At 34.3% G+C, this 17,654-nt stretch carries 22 protein-coding genes and 2 pseudogenes; 21 read left to right on the top strand and 3 right to left on the bottom strand.

Annotated features, from left to right (window positions below; all coding sequences use genetic code 11):
• The first annotated feature begins 35 nt into the window (after positions 1-35).
• The 16 genes from N7U66_RS12995 to N7U66_RS13065 all read left to right on the top strand — a co-directional run bounded on the left by N7U66_RS12995 (position 36) and on the right by N7U66_RS13065 (position 11,217).
• Positions 36-161: a hypothetical protein gene (locus N7U66_RS12995; protein WP_267675655.1), complete on the top strand. Its 126-nt coding sequence runs from the start codon at positions 36-38 to the stop codon at positions 159-161.
• 5 nt (positions 162-166) lie between these two features.
• Complete coding sequence (locus N7U66_RS13000) at positions 167-772, top strand: sugar transferase (protein WP_267675657.1); 606 nt, start codon at positions 167-169, stop codon at positions 770-772.
• 119 nt (positions 773-891) lie between these two features.
• Complete coding sequence (locus tag N7U66_RS13005) at positions 892-1,554, top strand: TauD/TfdA family dioxygenase (protein WP_267675658.1); 663 nt, start codon at positions 892-894, stop codon at positions 1,552-1,554.
• Positions 1,542-2,282: an aldo/keto reductase gene (locus N7U66_RS13010; protein ID WP_267675660.1), complete on the top strand. Its 741-nt coding sequence runs from the start codon at positions 1,542-1,544 to the stop codon at positions 2,280-2,282. The genes N7U66_RS13005 and N7U66_RS13010 overlap by 13 nt, the downstream gene beginning before the upstream one ends.
• 10 nt (positions 2,283-2,292) lie before the next feature.
• A complete protein-coding gene (locus tag N7U66_RS13015) occupies positions 2,293-2,895 on the top strand; it encodes an acetyltransferase (RefSeq protein ID WP_267675662.1) in 603 nt (200 codons plus the stop codon).
• A gap of 11 nt (positions 2,896-2,906) precedes the next feature.
• Positions 2,907-3,284, top strand: a complete 378-nt coding sequence (locus N7U66_RS13020) for a sugar transferase (protein WP_267675664.1) — start codon at positions 2,907-2,909, stop codon at positions 3,282-3,284.
• Positions 3,247-3,507 carry a sugar transferase gene (locus N7U66_RS13025; protein WP_267675666.1) on the top strand — a complete coding sequence of 87 codons (261 nt, stop codon included), beginning with the start codon at positions 3,247-3,249 and terminating at the stop codon, positions 3,505-3,507. The genes N7U66_RS13020 and N7U66_RS13025 overlap by 38 nt, the downstream gene beginning before the upstream one ends.
• A 5-nt stretch (positions 3,508-3,512) precedes the next feature.
• Positions 3,513-4,442, top strand: coding sequence for a DegT/DnrJ/EryC1/StrS family aminotransferase (locus N7U66_RS13030; protein ID WP_267675668.1), 930 nt, complete (start codon positions 3,513-3,515; stop codon positions 4,440-4,442).
• 4 nt (positions 4,443-4,446) lie between these two features.
• Positions 4,447-4,641, top strand: a complete 195-nt coding sequence (locus N7U66_RS13035) for a DegT/DnrJ/EryC1/StrS family aminotransferase (protein ID WP_267675670.1) — start codon at positions 4,447-4,449, stop codon at positions 4,639-4,641.
• 95 nt (positions 4,642-4,736) lie between these two features.
• On the top strand, positions 4,737-5,801 hold the full coding sequence (locus N7U66_RS13040) for a nucleoside-diphosphate sugar epimerase/dehydratase (protein ID WP_267675673.1): 1,065 nt from the start codon (positions 4,737-4,739) through the stop codon (positions 5,799-5,801).
• Positions 5,802-5,928: 127 nt separating this feature from the next.
• Entirely contained in the window at positions 5,929-6,699 is a 771-nt protein-coding gene (locus N7U66_RS13045; RefSeq protein ID WP_267675675.1) for a polysaccharide biosynthesis protein, read from the top strand.
• 34 nt (positions 6,700-6,733) lie between these two features.
• Positions 6,734-8,032 carry a UDP-glucose dehydrogenase family protein gene (locus N7U66_RS13050; RefSeq protein ID WP_267675677.1) on the top strand — a complete coding sequence of 433 codons (1,299 nt, stop codon included), beginning with the start codon at positions 6,734-6,736 and terminating at the stop codon, positions 8,030-8,032.
• On the top strand, positions 8,032-9,021 hold the full coding sequence (locus N7U66_RS13055; RefSeq protein WP_267675679.1) for a UDP-glucuronic acid decarboxylase family protein: 990 nt from the start codon (positions 8,032-8,034) through the stop codon (positions 9,019-9,021). The genes N7U66_RS13050 and N7U66_RS13055 overlap by 1 nt, the downstream gene beginning before the upstream one ends.
• A 3-nt stretch (positions 9,022-9,024) precedes the next feature.
• Positions 9,025-10,434, top strand: coding sequence for an exopolysaccharide biosynthesis polyprenyl glycosylphosphotransferase (locus N7U66_RS13060; RefSeq protein WP_267675681.1), 1,410 nt, complete (start codon positions 9,025-9,027; stop codon positions 10,432-10,434).
• A gap of 2 nt (positions 10,435-10,436) precedes the next feature.
• Positions 10,437-10,667, top strand: a complete 231-nt coding sequence (locus tag N7U66_RS22025) for a glycosyltransferase family 2 protein (RefSeq protein WP_313791226.1) — start codon at positions 10,437-10,439, stop codon at positions 10,665-10,667.
• Positions 10,668-10,674: 7 nt separating this feature from the next.
• Positions 10,675-11,217, top strand: coding sequence for a glycosyltransferase (locus N7U66_RS13065; RefSeq protein ID WP_313791227.1), 543 nt, complete (start codon positions 10,675-10,677; stop codon positions 11,215-11,217).
• Here N7U66_RS13065 and N7U66_RS13070 read toward each other — a convergent pair.
• The gene (locus tag N7U66_RS13070) at positions 11,198-12,508 is read right to left on the bottom strand and encodes a phenylacetate--CoA ligase family protein (protein ID WP_267675683.1); all 1,311 of its coding nucleotides are present in this window, start codon (positions 12,506-12,508) and stop codon (positions 11,198-11,200) included. The genes N7U66_RS13065 and N7U66_RS13070 overlap by 20 nt on opposite strands.
• 185 nt (positions 12,509-12,693) lie before the next feature.
• On the opposite strand from N7U66_RS13070, the pseudogene purD reads away from it, so the two are divergent.
• Positions 12,694-13,966: pseudogene (purD, locus tag N7U66_RS13075) on the top strand (phosphoribosylamine--glycine ligase).
• On the opposite strand, the gene N7U66_RS13080 reads toward purD, so the two are convergent.
• Complete coding sequence (locus N7U66_RS13080; protein WP_267675685.1) at positions 13,961-14,188, bottom strand: DUF6341 family protein; 228 nt, start codon at positions 14,186-14,188, stop codon at positions 13,961-13,963. The pseudogene purD and the gene N7U66_RS13080 overlap by 6 nt on opposite strands.
• A 42-nt stretch (positions 14,189-14,230) precedes the next feature.
• Here N7U66_RS13080 and N7U66_RS13085 point away from each other — a divergent pair, with 42 nt between their 5' ends.
• A complete protein-coding gene (locus N7U66_RS13085) occupies positions 14,231-14,716 on the top strand; it encodes a hypothetical protein (RefSeq protein ID WP_267675687.1) in 486 nt (161 codons plus the stop codon).
• Positions 14,716-15,156 (top strand): DUF6427 family protein, encoded by a 441-nt coding sequence (locus tag N7U66_RS13090; RefSeq protein ID WP_267678531.1) that lies wholly within the window; start codon positions 14,716-14,718, stop codon positions 15,154-15,156. The genes N7U66_RS13085 and N7U66_RS13090 overlap by 1 nt, the downstream gene beginning before the upstream one ends.
• Here the strand turns inward: N7U66_RS13090 and upp are convergent.
• Positions 15,145-15,804: a uracil phosphoribosyltransferase gene (gene upp / locus N7U66_RS13095; protein ID WP_267675690.1), complete on the bottom strand. Its 660-nt coding sequence runs from the start codon at positions 15,802-15,804 to the stop codon at positions 15,145-15,147. The genes N7U66_RS13090 and upp overlap by 12 nt on opposite strands.
• A gap of 95 nt (positions 15,805-15,899) precedes the next feature.
• Between upp and N7U66_RS13100 the strand changes: the two genes are divergently transcribed.
• Both N7U66_RS13100 and N7U66_RS13105 read left to right on the top strand, forming a co-directional pair.
• Positions 15,900-16,508: a DUF4254 domain-containing protein gene (locus N7U66_RS13100; RefSeq protein WP_267675691.1), complete on the top strand. Its 609-nt coding sequence runs from the start codon at positions 15,900-15,902 to the stop codon at positions 16,506-16,508.
• 142 nt (positions 16,509-16,650) lie between these two features.
• Positions 16,651-17,625: pseudogene (locus tag N7U66_RS13105) on the top strand (glycosyltransferase family 9 protein).
• Positions 17,626-17,654 lie beyond the last annotated feature (29 nt).

Genomic DNA, 17,654 nt, shown 5'->3' on the forward strand with positions numbered 1-17,654 from the left:
ACCCGGATGATATTGCCAGTAAAATACGTAAATATATGGTTAATATCGAGCAGATTAAAGATCAGGGGGGAAACGGTTACAATTATGCTAAGCTTCATTTTGAAAGAAAACAGCTGGCCCTGAAATATCTCGAAAGCCTTATTGAAGTGGCGAAAAAATAAAGTATATGTATACAACAGTTATAAAACCATTTTTCGACTTCTTTTCAGCATTAACCCTTTTGTTAATAGCTTCTCCAATTTTTCTACTTCTCGTTATTCTACTATATATAAAGAATGAAGGAAAACCTTTTTTTACTCAAACAAGAGGTGGGAAAAACAATAAAATATTTAATGTCATTAAGTTCAAAACGATGAATGACAAAAAAGGCGCCAATGGCGAACTGTTGCCAGATCACCTTAGGTTAACCAAAGTTGGAAGTTTTGTAAGAAACAAATCTTTAGACGAATTACCGCAATTATTAAACGTTTTAAAGGGAGAAATGAGTTTAGTTGGGCCAAGACCTTTTATGTCTGAGTATTTAGAATTATATACCGATCATCAAAAAAGAAGACATGAAGTAAAACCTGGAATTACGGGCTGGGCTCAAGTGAATGGTAGAAACAGTATAAGTTGGCAACAAAAGTTTGAACTAGATATATGGTATGTTGATAGACAATGCTTTTCGCTTGATTTTAAAATACTTTTTTTAACTTTGCTCAAAATCGTTAATCCTACTGATGTTAATCAAATCGGAGAAGCGACTACGGTTAAATTTAATGGTAAAAACTAGAGACAATGGAATTTATAACAGACGTAAAATTAAGAACAGATAACCCTATAGAAGCCGCAAAAATTGTTAAAGAATCATTAGCGCAATATAAAGTAATTAAAATTATTCCGTAATGGTATTTGGGCGACTTAAGAGCGTTTTATGATGTCTTTGTAGATAACCTAGGGGATCCAATAAATATTGGTGAAGATTTCACAAAAGGAGGCGAACAAACACAAGAAAAATGGTTAGAAATTAGATACGACGCAGATATTCCTGATTTAGCAGCCTATAGACACAGTAAAAACGCACAACCATTACACACAGATGAATCGTATATCTCTAACCCTGCTGACGTTATGATGTTCTATGGAGTTAATAAGTCGATCAAAGGCGGAGCTACTACTTTTATTGATAGTAAGGTATTGCTTAAATATATGGAAGAAAATGCATCCGATTTATTAAGTCGGTTGAAGACTACTGAAGTTAGATATAAAAAGGCAAATGAAGAACGAACAGAACGAATAATCGATTTTAAAGAGGATGGTCAAGTGCACTTTAATTATAACTACTATTGTGTAGACAGAGACGAAACAGAGGAAAATAAAGCCTTAAACAAGGAGTTTTTTGATTTTCTTGAAAACTATGTAGCGCATTCACACATGGTCGAAAAAGTAATATTAAATCCTGGTGAAGCCGTTTTGTGGTGGGATGAATTGGTGTTACATGGTCGTACATCTTACGAAGCAGAGAAAACGAACGATAGATTTATCCGGAAAACGGGTTTCAAGTGGAAAAATTGAAAAGCACTTTAAACTTAAGTTCAATTACTTTAGGAACGATGCGGTTTTTCGATAAGGCGCTAACTACGAGAGCAGTAGTGGATTTAATTGAAGCAGCATATAACTCGGGAATAAACACACACCATTCCTCTGTAGAATACAGTTCTTATCCATTATATACCGAAGCGATAAAACGTACTAGTTGTGCTAAAAACATAAAACATATCGTTAAATTATCTGCGCCACATTTTGAAGACACCAGCTTCTCGGCAAAACTATTAGAGGAACGGGTAAACCAAGAACTTGTTAATTTAAATGTAGAGTGTATAGATGTGTTACAGTGGCTTTTAAGATCTAAACCAATTAACGATTTAGAACGATTAAATACTTTAAAAAATAGTGAATTAGAAATTGAAGATTGTTTTTTAAATTTGAAACAAAAAGGCAAGATAAAATCTGTTTTTAGTTTTCCATATTCTGTTCCTTTTGCTGAAGAAGTTGAAAAACTTAGCCAAATAGATGGAATTATTTCTTATTTAAATAGACAAGAACAAGAGTACTCTAAGTTTGCGACAAACAATCCCTTTATTGCGATAAGACCTTTTTATGCAGGCGCATTATTAAAAAATTCTGATGATATAAAAAAAACGATAGACGATTGTTTAAGGTATATATCTACTCATAAATCGTTACTAACAACTATTGTTGGCATTAATTCAATTCAGCAATTAGAAGCTTTCAATAATTAAAATTAAGTGTATGTTTTTATATGGTGCTGGCGGTCATGCAAGAGTTATAATCGATATTATTCAATGTTCGACTAATTATCAGATTGAGGGTGTTTATGACAATTTTTCATCCGATAAATTCCTACACCATATTCCTATAATTGATGTAGGTAAAGAGAAAAATAGTGATAGGGAAGTTGTTATTAGTATTGGAAATAATAGTATAAGAAAAAAAATCGCCCAATCATTTATGGCGAAATACATTTCTGTTATCCATAAAAAGGCAGTTATTTCTAAATTGGAAGTTTTTATTGGAGAAGGAACTGTTGTGATGGCAAACGCTGTAATAAATCCTAACTCGACCATTGGTAAACATTGCATAATTAATACGGCTGCATTGGTGGAGCATGATTGTAAAATTGAAGATTACGTGCACATTGCACCAAATGCGGCATTAGCCGGAAATGTAACCGTTGGAGAGGGTACTCAAATAGGTTTAGGGTGCCATGTCATTCCGGGAATCACTATAGGTAAATGGTGTATTATTGGCGCGGGTTCAACGGTTATTGAAGATGTTCCTGACTTTTCAATTGTTGTAGGGTCTCCAGCAAAGTTTATTAAATTAAATAAGTAAGTCCCTCTAAAGTGCTAAGAAAAAAGCAAAAAATAATAAAACGTATTTTTGATTTTATATTGGCAGCAATACTCTTGTTTTTCATCTGGTGGCTTATTGTAGTATTAGCTGTAATTAGTTTTTTTGATACCAAACAATCTGGAATTATCATTCAAAAAAGAATAGGGTATAAAGGACTACCATTTAGTATCTATAAAATTAGAACCATGAAATCTTCTGATAATGAAAATGAATCAACAGTAACAGCACGAAAAGATAAAAGAATAACTCAAATAGGGAGGTCTATAAGGCGATATAAATTAGACGAACTTCCACAAATTTTTAATGTTTTAATTGGAAACATGAGTTTTGTTGGCCCTAGACCGAGACGTTCACGGTTATGCCGATAAATTAACTGGTGAAGACAGGGTTATATTAACTGTAAAACCGGGAATAACGGGTCCCGCTTCCATTCATTTTAAAAATGAAGAAGACCTACTTGAAAAACAGCAAGATCCTTTGGCATATAACGATACTGTTATTTGGCCCGAAAAAGTAATAATAAATAAAGCATATATTAAAAACTATTCTTTGTTTAAAGACATCAAATATATTATTAAAACAGTAACTTAGAACTTATGAATCCAAAAATCAGGTTGTCTTCACCTCATATGGGTGGTACAGAACAACACTATATAAAAGAGGCTTTTGACACGAATTGGATAGCGCCTCCGGGCCCAAATGTTACAGGTTTTGAAAACGATTTACGAAAGTATTTAAATGAAGCGGTACACGTGGCTTGTTTATCCTCGGGAACGGCAGCAATCCATTTGGCATTAGTGCAATTAGGAGTCGGTTTAAATGACGAAGTTATTTGTCAAAGCATGACATTTTCAGCTTCAGCCAACCCAATAAAATACCAAGGAGCTACCCCCGTATTTGTAGACAGTGAGAAAGAGACCTGGAATATGTGCCCCGTACACTTAGAAAGCGCCATTAAAGATAGAATAAAAAAAGGTACTAAACCAAAAGCCATCATTGTCGTGCATTTGTATGGCATGCCTGCCAAAATCGATGAGATTCAAGCCATATCAAAAGATTATAATATTCCTTTGGTTGAAGACGCAGCAGAAGCCTTAGGTTCGACTTACAAAGGGAGAAAATGTGGTACTTTTGGAGATTTTTCAATATTATCATTTAATGGTAACAAAATAATAACAACTTCGGGGGTGGTGCCATGGTATGTAACACAAAGAATAAAAAGGATAACACCATCTTTTTGGCTACCCAAGCCAGTAGATCATGCCCCTCATTATGAGCATTCTCAAGTAGGATATAACTATAGAATGAGTAATATTAGTGCGGGAATCGGTCGTGGTCAAATGGAAGTTCTCGATAAACACGTTAATTTAAGACGTAAAATGAATGCTTTTTATAAGACACTATTTAAAGATATTGAAGGCGTCACAGTTTTAGAAGAATCTAATACAGAAGTGTTTTCAAACCACTGGCTAAGTTGTATTCTTATTAATGAGCGTGCTCCATTTACCGAGAGAAGCGCTTTATGATAGTATGCTACTAGCGAATATAGAAACTAGACCGCTTTGGAAGCCTATGCACTTACAACCAGTCTTTAATAATGCGCCATATTACGGGTCAAAAGTTGGTGAAACGCTGTTTAATACAGGTTTGTGCTTGCCAAGCGGATCTAATTTAGCTCAAAGTGATTTAAATCGAATTGCTAAAGTAATAAACGGTCTATCATAGGTTTATTTTTCACTTATTTTAAAGGTATTACCTCCTTATATTTCTATATTGTAATTATAATTAAGATATTTGTAGACTGAATTGTAATTACCTAAATGCTAAGAAAATTAAAACAAGCGGTATTTCAAGTCTTAGAATCTAGTCGTAAAAAGATAGATTTTAAGACAATTAATTATTTGCCACGTTGGGCCATTTTATGTTTTGATACGGTCATTTTAATTATTGCTTTAATGACAACGAAACTCATTGTAAGCAGCTTAAAAAATATTAGCTACTTTTCCTTTTTTCCTACGAAACGAGAATTAATAGTTGTTTTAGTTAATGTCTTGTTTTTTATCTTATTTAGAACGTATGCTGGCTTAATAAGACATTCCACTTTTATTGATGCGGTAAAGTTTTTTTTAGCTTCTGTTTCTACTTTAATTACTATTTTAGGGATTTATTTTATATATTATCTTTTCACGAGCACGCCTTTATTTGTTCTATCTGAAATACTATTATATGCTATAATATCCTTTTGCGGATTGTTTCTTTTTAGAATTCTTGTCAAACAAATTTTTGAGACCTATTTGAATTACCAATATAAGGAAGATCAATTAAATATTTTGGTATACGGAACAGACGAAAATGCGATTGCTATTGCAAGTGCCTTAAAGTCTGAAAAACCATCAAGATACAAAGTGTTGGGTTTTGTTGATAAAGATGGAAAGAACAAAAGCAAAGAAATATTAGGCTTGCCAATCATTTATTTACATCGTAAAATGGCAACCATCCTTAGGGCATATAAAGCACAAGCTTTGATTATTGCAGATAATAACTTAACTAAAGATGAAAGTATTGTAATAATTGATAATTGTATTGATTATAATTTCAAGGTGTTTCGAGCGCCACTGATATCAAATATAGAAACCAATAAGAGTCTCTCTAATCAAATCGAAAAAATTCAAATTGAAGACATTCTCGAGCGGGACCCAATTAAACTAGACAATAAATTAGTAGCTAAAGAAATTTATAATAAGTGTATTTTAGTTACTGGAGGAGCGGGCTCAATTGGAAGTGAAATTGCCGAGACAAGTTTCAAATTACAATCCCGTAAAACTAATTATTTTAGATCAAGCAGAATCTCCGCTGTATCGTATTCAGTTAGAAATAAAAAATAATTTTCCGAGACCTCGATTTTGAAGCCATAATAGCAGATGTAAGAGATAAAGCTAATATAGCCGAGGTTTTTAAAGAACACCTTCCGTAGTAGTGTACCATGCCGCGGCTTACAAACACGTCCCTCTAATGGAAAGCCACCCGTCTGAGGCAGTGTTTACAAATATTATAGGTTCTAAAAATATTGCAGATTTATCCTATCAATATGAAGCAGAAAAATTCGTAATGGTTTCTACAGATAAGGCCGTAAATCCGAGTAATGTTATGGGGGCTTCCAAACGCATTGCCGAGATTTATATACAAGCGCTTCAAAAGAAACCTAAACAAGATAACGGGTCTAAAACACAATACGTAACAACCAGATTTGGCAATGTTTTAGGATCTAATGGTTCTGTTGTACCACTTTTTAAAAAACAAATAGAAAAAGGAGGTCCCTTAACAATAACACATCCGGATATCATTCGTTATTTTATGACCATTCCGGAAGCGTGTCAATTGGTTATTGAAGCTGGAGCAATGGGAAATGGAGGTGAAGTCTTTATTTTTGATATGGGCAAGGCTGTGAAAATAATAGACTTGGCAAAAAAAATCATCCGTTTGGCAGGCTTTATACCTTATAAAGATATCGACATTAAAGTTATTGGTTTAAGGCCAGGGGAGAAATTATATGAAGAATTGTTAAACGACACCTCTGAAACATTACCAACATATAACGATAAAATTATGATTGCTAAAATTGACAGTCATGAATATGAACTGGTAAATACCATGATTTTAGAATTAGCGGAAATAGCTAAAGAGGGTAGTAAAAATGAAATTGTTTTAAAAATGAAAGATCTTGTTCCCGAATTTTTGAGTATGAATTCAGACTTTGAGCGCTTAGATAAAAAAATTGTTTAACTTATTTAGTAAATAAAATACCGAATCATTATAAATGAAAATAGCAGTAATAGGAACAGGATATGTTGGTTTAGTGACCGGAACGTGTTTAGCAGAAACCGGAAATGATGTATTGTGTATAGACATTGATGAAAATAAAGTAAAGAAAATGCAGGCCGGTAAAGTGCCCATTTATGAGCCACATTTAGATGTGTTATTTGATAGAAATATAAAAGCCAATCGGCTTAGATTTTCTACAAATTTAGAAGAAGGTTTAGATCATGGCGATATTATTTTCTTAGCCTTACCAACACCCGAAGATGAGGATGGTTCTGCAGATTTAAAGTATATTTTAGGCGTGGCGGAGGATATCGGAAAATTAATTAAAACCTATAAAGTTATAGTAGATAAAAGCACGGTACCAGTAGGGACATCAGATAAAGTTCAAGCAGCTATTGCAAAGAATGCAACGGTAGCATTTGATGTGGTCTCTAATCCGGAATTTTTAAGAGAAGGTTTTGCCGTAGACGACTTTTTAAAGCCGGAACGTATTGTGATAGGGGCAAGTGGCGATAAAGCTATAAAGCTTATGGAAAAACTCTATAAACCTTACGTACGATCGGGAAATCCAATTCTTATAATGGATGAAAAATCTGCCGAACTCACCAAATATGCTTCGAATGCGTTTTTAGCAGCAAAAATAACGTTCATGAATGAGATTGCCAATTTTTGTGAAAAAGTAGGGGCAGATGTCGATAAAGTAAGAATCGGGATGGGTACTGATTCCCGAATAGGCAAACGCTTCTTGTTTCCTGGTATTGGTTATGGTGGGTCTTGTTTCCCTAAAGATGTAAAAGCACTTCACAAATCAGGATTAGACAACAACTACCATTTTCAAATACTAGATGCTGTAATTAATGTGAATGCACGACAAAAACTGGTGTTGATTCCAAAAATTAAAGCCCATTTTAATAATAACTTAAAAGGAAAAAACATCGCTGTTTGGGGTTTAGCGTTTAAACCGGAAACAGACGATATTCGTGAAGCACCGGCGCTATATATTATTGATAGTTTATTAGAATTAGAAGCTAATATCATTGCTTTTGATCCGGAAGCGATGCCTAATGTGAAACGAAAACTGGGAGATAAAATACGTTTTTCTGAAACGATGTATGAAGCCCTAGAGAATGCAGACGCTTTAATTATTTGTACAGAATGGAGTATCTTTAGAACGCCCAATTTTGAAAAAATGAAGGCATTAATGAGTACTCCTATTATATTTGATGGTAGAAACTTATATGATGTTAAAGATGTGGAAAATGAAGGCTTTAATTACATATCAATAGGGAGATAATGAGTTTAAAAAAAGTATTAATAACCGGGGCTGCAGGATTTTTAGGATCACATTTGTGTGATCGCTTTCTTAAGGAAGGTCATATTGTTATTGGTATGGATAATTTCATAACTGGGGACAAAAAAAACATAGCACAACTTCAAAACAACGCTAAATTTAGTTTTATAAATCATGATGTTACAGAGTTTATAAATATAGAAGGGGATTTAGATTATATCTTACACTTTGCGTCCCCAGCGAGCCCAATAGATTATTTAAAAATTCCTATTCAAACATTAAAAGTGAGCTCCCTAGGAACGCATAATTTATTGGGATTAGCTAAAGCAAAAAAAGCACGTCTGTTGATCGCCTCAACATCAGAAGTCTATGGAGATCCATTGGTGCACCCACAAACAGAAGAATATTATGGAAATGTAAACACCATAGGACCCCGTGGCGTTTATGACGAAGCCAAACGCTTCCAAGAATCGATAACTATGGCATACCATCGTTTCCATGGGGTAGAGACAAGAATCGTACGCATATTCAATACTTATGGACCTAGGATGAGACTTAATGATGGCCGGGTGATTCCCGCTTTTATGGGTCAAGCGTTACGCGGTGAAGATTTAACCGTTTTTGGAGACGGCATGCAAACGCGTTCCTTTTGTTATGTTGATGATCAAATAGAAGGCATCTATAGATTATTACTAAGTGATTACTCTAATCCTGTTAACATAGGAAATCCACATGAAATAACCATTAGGGATTTTGCAGAAGAAATTATAAAACTTACAGGAACTAACCAAAAAGCAATCTATAAAGATTTACCCATTAATGATCCCATGCAACGCCAACCGGACATTTCATTAGCAAAAAAACTATTGAGCTGGGAACCTAAAGTAGGGAGAGAAGAAGGTATGAAATTGACCTTCAATTACTTTAAAAGCCTAAGTGAAAATGAGCTTTATAAAAGTGAACATAAAGATTTTACTAGTTATAATAAATAAAAAATGGATTATCAACGCGGTCGGTATTCATGGGTGTTAAGACCGCTTCTAACGAGTTTAGATATTTTAATTATTAACTTATTAGCCTTTTGTTTTTTCAGTTTTAATGACCAAAACCTGTATTTTTTTTCCTCCGGTATTTTTAATAACAAGCATGTTTTATATATAATTTATTCCATTATTTTTTGGTTGTTTTCAACAACTTTTATTGGTTTTTATCGTGTGTATCGGTACACTTCAGTGTTAAATATTGTTTCATTAATTGTGAAACAGTTTTTCATTTTCGCTATAGCTGTGTATGCCTTTATTGGAATGTTTAGAAGTGTCAATGTCGGAGCTTTGGTAACCCTTAGGTACTTAATCTATAGTTTTATTATTATTTGTGCAATTAAATTATTGAGTTATTTTTTACTAAAAACCTTTCGTAAACGCTTGAATGGGAACGTTAGACATGTCGTTATTATTGGAAATAGCGAAGGTGCAAAAGAGTTAAAATTTATTTTCCGTAATAAAAAAGAATTAGGGTACCATTTGTTAGCCATGTTCGGGAATGAAAAATGGATAGAAAATAAAGGCACAGTTAAAGACAGTTTTAAGTTTTTAGAACAAGCCAATAATGTTGACGAAATTTATTGTGCTATCGACGAGCTCACAGAAAAGGAAATTAACGACTTCGTTAAATATGCTAATAGTCACCATTGTAATATTAAATTTATCCCCAACACTAAAAAACTGTTTACCAAACGGTTAAAAACCGATTTTTATAATTATTTGCCCGTTTTATCTATTCAGAAAGTGGCTCTTAATCAGGACTTTAATAAATTGGTTAAGCGTACATTCGATATAATTTTTTCGCTCTTTATCATCATTTTTATCCTGTCTTGGATTACTTTAATTTTATTTATTTTAATAAAAATGGAATCTAAAGGACCTCTATTTTACACACATAAACGTAATGGTATTAACTATAAAGAATTCGTTTGTTATAAATTTAGATCCTTAAGAACGGTTCAAGAAATAGATGGGACTTATGTAAAACAAAATGATAATAGGGTGACTAAAATAGGCCGCTTTTTAAGACGTACCAGTATAGACGAGTTGCCACAATTTGTAAACGTCCTTTTAGGAGACATGTCTGTTGTTGGGCCAAGACCCCATATGCTGTCTTATACAGACGAATATTCTAAAAAAATAGACAAATATAATTTTATTTTTCGCCATCATGTTAAACCTGGTATTACGGGATTGGCTCAAATTAAAGGTTATCGAGGAGAAATTAAAAATGACGAAGACATCATTAACCGAATAAAATATGATATCTTTTATATTGAAAACTGGTCTATTTTATTGGATCTAAGAATTATTTTTCAAACCATTATTAATATCTTTAAGGGCCAAGAAAAGGCTTATTAACTGTGAAAGCACTCGTTTCTATAATTACACCCTTATATAATTCTGAGGCCTTTATTACTTTAACTATAAACTCGGTTCTTAATCAAACCTACCCCCATTGGGAATTATGGCTTATTGATGATGGCTCAACGGATGACACCATAAAAATAGCAGAAAGTTTTACCCGGAAACACCCCAATGTTTATCTGCTTAAGAACAAAACAAATGTTGGAGCAGCCAAGGCCGTGAAATAAAGGGATCGTGCATGCAAAAGGGCACTTTATTGCCTTCTTAGATGCGGATGACTTATGGAAACCCCGGAAATTAGAAAAGCAGCTGGCTTTTATGGAAAACGAAAATTGCATGGTATGCTTTAGTAGCTATGAACAAATAGACGAAACAGGAAACCCATTAAATAGACTAATTAAAGCATTGCCGGTTTTAACGTATAAAAAGTATTTAAGAAGTAATTATATAGGAAACCTTACTGGGATTTATAACGCGAAACGGTTAGGTAAAATCACCTCCCCCAATTTGCGTAAACGCCAAGATTGGCTCCTGTGGTTGGCGGCTATTAGCAAGTCCGGGGAACCGGCTAAAAGCCTTCAAGAATCTTTGGCCTTTTACCGTGTTAGAAAGGATTCTATGTCATCGAATAAGTTTGATTTAATAAAATATAACTATTGGGTGTATAGAAAAGGACTCCGTTTTTCTGTACTAAAATCGCTTTGGTCTATGGTGATCTTTGTATGGGAACACGTCTTTGTAAAATCAAAACAGACCATTACGTTACATAAGAAATAAATTGTTTCACTTTCCCACTTTTGCTACGTTCTAAAGCTTCCTTTCTCTCAAAGGACACCGTTAAACCAGGTTCTAAATATTGATTTAAAGCTTTAATTACTTTAGTTTTTTCCGTGTCTGAAAAGGCTGTTCTAGAGACATAACTTACTTTAAAAGTGTCTAAGGTCATTTGCTCTATCATAAATTCTTTAACATTGGATGTATCATCGATAACTGTTTTAGTTACATAATACATTGTAAACCCTGCAGCTGTTTTTCCGCTTGGTAATCTTAAAACGTCATTGGTCCTGCCTGCTAACGACTCTAGTATAGGGTACTGAATGGTGCTTTTCTTAGATAATGTTCCAATATCACCTAGATCATAGCGAATAAAGGGATGTGCTTTATTAAATAAGGAAGTAATTACTAATCGACCCTCTGCTCCGTAAGGCAAAACAGCCCCGTTTTCATCTAAAACTTCTACATACAAATCATGACTATTTATTTTCCACGTGCCATTGTGATTTTGAAAGGCGATGAGCCCCAATTCGGCACAGCCATACTCATTAATTACAGGGACGCCAAAGGCTTTTTCTAGTAATTCCCTATCTTCTTCAAATAGAGTTTCAGACGTCGCTATACAGGCTTTTAGTGACGGACAAACCGTTTTTAAAACAATTTTTTCTTGCGCTAGGTATTTTCCAAAAAGAGCTAAGGCATTCGAATATCCATAGAGGTATTCAAAATTAGTTCGACTAAATGTGGCGACATTTTCTTTTAATTTGGCATCGCTCATATCAAACACCGAAAAGCGAAAGCGATTACTTAGGACGTCTTTTATACGCTCTTTGTAGTAACTTACTGTATTCAATGGAATGCCATAAAAACGAGCTTGTTTCGAGGTGTTTAAATCTATATTATACCACAGATATCGGTCCATAAAAACAGCCCAGGTTAACGCATGACAAAAGGGGTCTTTTGCAAAGCTTAAGGGTTGGCGTGAAGAGCCGGACGTATTATTTATTAGGCAATTTTTTTTAGTGAAGCCTTGAGATAATCTATTAGTTAAAGGCTGTTGTAAATCACTTTTTGATAGTATAGGAATGGAACTCCAATCCTGGGCATTTGCCTTAGAAGCAAACGATTTATAAAACGAATTGTGTTCTAAATGGTAATTAATGATGAATTCTCTTTGCTTTAAAATGGAAGCCTCAAGAGCCTTACTGTTTAATGTGTTAATAGTCTTCAACAGGTCTTTAGCTTCCTGTATTGGGAAACCTTTCCATTTTAAAGAACGCTCAAATAGACTCAAAGGATGTTTTGTTTTATAAACTCAAAATTAAACAAATTTAACCGGTTTTCAATGCCTTAGTATTTAAAGCTAAAGAGCGGTTGAACAAAAAATCCGAACTTAAAAAAGTTTTCTAAAATGAACCAAACAAACCTTTTAAATTGAAACCTCAAAATGTTATTTTTGTCAAAACAACACCAACAATAATGAACATTTTAATATTAGGTTCACGGCGGAAGAGAGCATACTATCGCCTGGAAAATCGCTCAAAGCGATAAATGTAGAAACTTATATGTCGCTCCTGGAAATTCGGGTACGGCAACAGTAGCAACAAATGTTCCTGTAGACGTAACAGATTTTGAGGCCATAAAACAAGTGGTTTTAAATAATAATATTACAATGGTAGTTGTGGGGCCGGAAGACCCTTTAGTTTTAGGGATTCATGATTTCTTTTTAGCAGATGAGCAACTTAAAAACGTGGCTGTAATAGGGCCACAAAAAGCCGCTGCTGAATTAGAGGGAAGTAAAGAATTTGCAAAACAATTTTTATACAGGCATCAAATTCCTACGGCCGCTTACGAAAGCTTTGATGCTTCAACCGTTGATAAGGGGTATGCTTTTCTAGACACTTTAAAACCCCCATACGTATTAAAAGCAGACGGATTAGCAGCAGGAAAAGGGGTTGTCATTTTAAATGATATTGATGACGCTAAAGCAGAGTTAAAAGCGATGCTTGTTGATGCAAAGTTTGGAGCTGCAAGTACGAAAGTAGTTATCGAGGAGTTCTTGGAAGGAATAGAATTAAGCTGCTTTGTATTAACCGATGGTAAAAGCTATAAAATATTACCTACGGCCAAAGATTATAAGCGTATTGGAGAAGGGGATACGGGGTTAAATACAGGCGGCATGGGAGCGGTGTCTCCTGTACCATTTGCAGATGAAGCCTTTATGGCTAAAATAAGAGAGCGTGTTGTAATCCCTACTATAAACGGCCTACAAAAAGATAATCTACCCTATAAAGGCTTTGTGTTCATCGGTTTAATAAAAGTGGGTGATGACCCAAAGGTTATAGAATATAACGTGCGTTTGGGAGATCCGGAAACAGAAGTGGTTTTACCCCGGTTAAAAAATGATTTAGTAGACCTTTTTCAGGCGGTTGCAAATCAAACGTTAGATCAAATAACTCTTGAAATAGACGAACGTGCAGCAACGACGGTCATGCTCGTTTCTGGCGGTTATCCTGAAGCTTACGAGAAAGGAAAAGTAATTTCAGGACTTGAAAACATTCAGGGTTCTATTGCTTTTCACGCAGGTGCGCAGGTAAAGGACCATAAGGTAGTCACTTCGGGTGGACGTGTTATGGCTATAACTAGTTATGGAGACACGTATCAAGAAGCTATAAAAAAATCTTATCAAAATATAGAAAACCTACATTTTGATAAGATGAATTATCGAAAAGATATTGGTTTCGATTTATAAAAAGGAGTGCGAAGAAATACTTTTGTCTTCGTCATTGTTGTCATTAAATTTCTTAAGTTGAAGCATCCAATAAACAAAAGCAACTAAGCCTATAATGGTGAATAACCAGCTCATGATATTCGCTGTAAACCAGCTCTCTAACTCTAAAGCTCTTAAGGCATCAAAAGGGGCAAAAAGAATATTTACAAATAAGTCTTCTATAGCTTCAAATAAATCCTTCATAATTTATAGTATATTTATAAAGCAAAAATACAAAAACTACTAATGATTGCAAGTATTTTTAGTAAATCTAAACCAATAAATTTTTTAATCGTTTTTATTATTACGGTTATTGCCGTTTTAGCTGCGCTATATTCTGATTCAGAATCTGAGATAACGGCACTAAACCTTTTTAAGGTTTTACCTGTGTTTATTGGGTGTTATTTCAGTATTCTACTTCTAGATTTTATTGTAAGCAAGAACTCACTGTCTCAGAAGAGCAACTATGAAGTCTTATTATTTAGTGTGTTCGTTACGGCTATTCCACAATTATTTTTACACCCACACCTTGTTTTTTCTAATTTAATTATCCTCTTAGCCTTACGGCGAATGATTAGTATTCATAAGCAAAAAGAGACACTTAAAAAACTCTTTGATTCAGGGTTTTTAATTGGATTAGCCAGCTTGTTTTATTTCACGGTCTATCTTATTCTTCCTTTTAATCTTTACTGGCTATTTTATTCTATGCAGAAGCTGAGGTTAAAAAAGTAATCACTCCTTTTTTAGGATTAATATCTATTTACGTGGTGGCTATAAGTTATTCTCTGCTTGTTGATGATGTTTTTTTCTCTGCATTTAATTGGACGCCACAAATTAGTTTTGATTTGAGCCCATTTAATAGTGTTCAATTTATAATAGCGATTACCATGTTGGTCTCTTTTGGGTTGTGGTCTTCTATTTTTTATTTAAGAGGTATTAAAAACAAAAAGAAAACCTTTAGGCCGTCGTACAGTGTTGTTTTTTCAGCCTGTATTATTGCAACGTGCATTGTTATTATTGCGCCAAACAAAAATGGCAGTGAGTTCCTTTTTCTATTTGCGCCCTTAGCAATAATTATCACAAATTATATTGAAACCATAGAAGAAAGATGGTTTAAAGAAGTATTTTTAATGGCCTTATTAGTAATTCCGTTTATTCTCTTAGTGTTGTAATTTTTCACCAAAAGCTAAATCACCAGCATCCCCAAGACCTGGTACAATATAGCCTTTCGAATTAAGGTCTTTATCTACAGCGCCAATCCATAAAGTGGTGTTTTTTGGGAAGTGTTTTTTTATAAAATCAAGACCTTCTTGTGCTCCTATAACAGCAACTAGGTGTATTTCTTTAGGTGTTCCAAAGGGTTTTAGCGCTTCAAAGGTAGCTAGTAAAGACTGGCCCGTGGCAACCATGGGATCTGCCAGTATTAAGGTTTTTCCTTTTAAATTAGGACAGGCTAAATATTCTACAATAATTTCAAAGGTTTCGGGGTTTTTAAGGTGATGTCTGTACGCAGAAATAAAGGCGTTTTCCGCTTTGTCAAAATAATTAATTAACCCATTGTGCAAAGGAAGGCCTGCTCTCAAAATAGAACATAAGACCATGTCATTCTCTTGTATTTGTACTTCTGTTTTAGCTAAAGGAGTTTCAACTGTTTTACTTTTATAGTCGAATGATTTACTCATTTCATAAGCCAAAACTTCACCAATACGTTCTATGTTACGACGAAAGCGCATGCTGTCTTTTTGAATTACAGTGTCTCTAATTTCTGCTAAAAAAGTATTTAAAATAGAGTCGTTTTCGGAAATATTGTGAATGGTCATGGTTTTATATTGCTTTTACAAGAGTAAAGTTACAACTCCATTTTAATGTTTCTTATATTATTTACGTAATTTTGAAGTCTTAAAATAATACATTTATGTTTACAGATAAGGCAAATGCCATTTTTCAAGAGGTTATAAAACAATATCATGAAATTAACTCGGTAAATCAGCCGTTTGTTAATAAGTATGACAAAAAAACGCAAACACTGGAGCATTTACTATATAGAAAATGTTGGATTGATACCGTGCAATGGCATTACGAAGATATTATTCGTGATCCACAAATAGATCCAGTAGCTGCTTTAACCTTGAAACGTAAAATTGATGCGTCTAATCAGGATAGAACAGACATGGTGGAGTACATTGATAGTTATTTTCTAGAAAAATATAAGACAGTAGCACCAAAACCTAATGCAACCATTAATACCGAAAGCCCTGCCTGGGGTGTCGACCGGCTTTCCATTTTAGCCTTAAAAGTATATCATATGGAAGAAGAGGCAACACGTACGAATGCGACAGAGGCTCATAGAGCCGCTTGCCGAACAAAACTTGAGATATTATTAGAACAACGCGTAGATTTGTCTACGGCGATTGACACGTTATTAAACGACATTAGTAAAGGCGATAAATACATGAAAGTGTATAAGCAAATGAAAATGTATAATGACGACGAATTAAATCCTGTGTTACGAGGGCAGAAATAGAACACGCCCTTAAATAGCAATCCTGAACACTGTCGAATGCCATAATTATGGGTCCCCAAATACGCTTCGATGGCGCTTAGTGTGATAGCGATTAATAATGCCAAGAAAACCAAAACATATCTTAGTCATCAGGCTGTCTGCCATGGGAGACGTTGCCATGTCTGTACCTGTGTTGCGTGCTTTTTGTGAACAACATCAAGAAATAAAACTTACCGTTTTAACACGTGCGCTTTTCATACCGTTTTTTAGAGACCTCCCTCAGGTCACTGTTTTTGCCCCTGATTTAAAGGGGAGGCATAAAGGGGTTTATGGATTATACAAATTATCAAAAGAACTCAAAGCACTTAAGATAGACGCTGTAGCAGATTTACATAATGTTCTACGAACCAATATTTTAAAACTATTTTTCTTCGGAAAAACTTTTCTACAAATCGACAAAGGCAGAAACGAAAAGAAAGCACTAACGGAGGGGTACCTATTTCAGCAATTGCAAACCACTCATGAACGCTATGCAGACGTTTTTAGAACCTTAGGTTTTTCTTTAACGTTAAAGAACCCTTCATTTCCTGAAAAGGCAAAATTGAAATTAAGCACACAAGACGTTTTGGGAAACGACACGAAATGTTGGATTGGTATGGCTCCATTCGCACAGTATGACTCTAAAATGTACCCGTTGGATTTACTTGAAAAAGTAATAGCCCATTTATCTAAATCACATAAAATTTTACTTTTTGGTGGCGGAAAGCATGAAATAAAAACGTTAAAGGGGTTTCAAAATAAATATGAAAACGTCATTAGTGTTGCTGGAAAATTTGATCTTAACGAAGAACTCAATATCATATCAAATTTAGATGTCATGCTGTCTATGGATTCGGGAATGCACATCCGGCTGCTATGTTAGGTAAAAAAGTAATTACTATATGGAACGTTACCCATCCTTTTGCAGGTTTTTCAGCGTTTAATCAGCCGAGAAGAATATGCTGTTTTAGCAAACAGAACACAGTTTCCTTTAATTCCGACTTCAATCTATGGCAATAAATATCCAGAGCATTATAAAGAAGCTTCTCGAACGATAGCTCCTGAAACCATTATAAAAAAGATAGAAAGGGCATTATAAAAAAAATGCCTCGCAGTTATGCAAGGCAT

Source organism: Lacinutrix neustonica (genome assembly GCF_026625145.1).
Classification (GTDB): domain Bacteria; phylum Bacteroidota; class Bacteroidia; order Flavobacteriales; family Flavobacteriaceae; genus Lacinutrix; species Lacinutrix neustonica.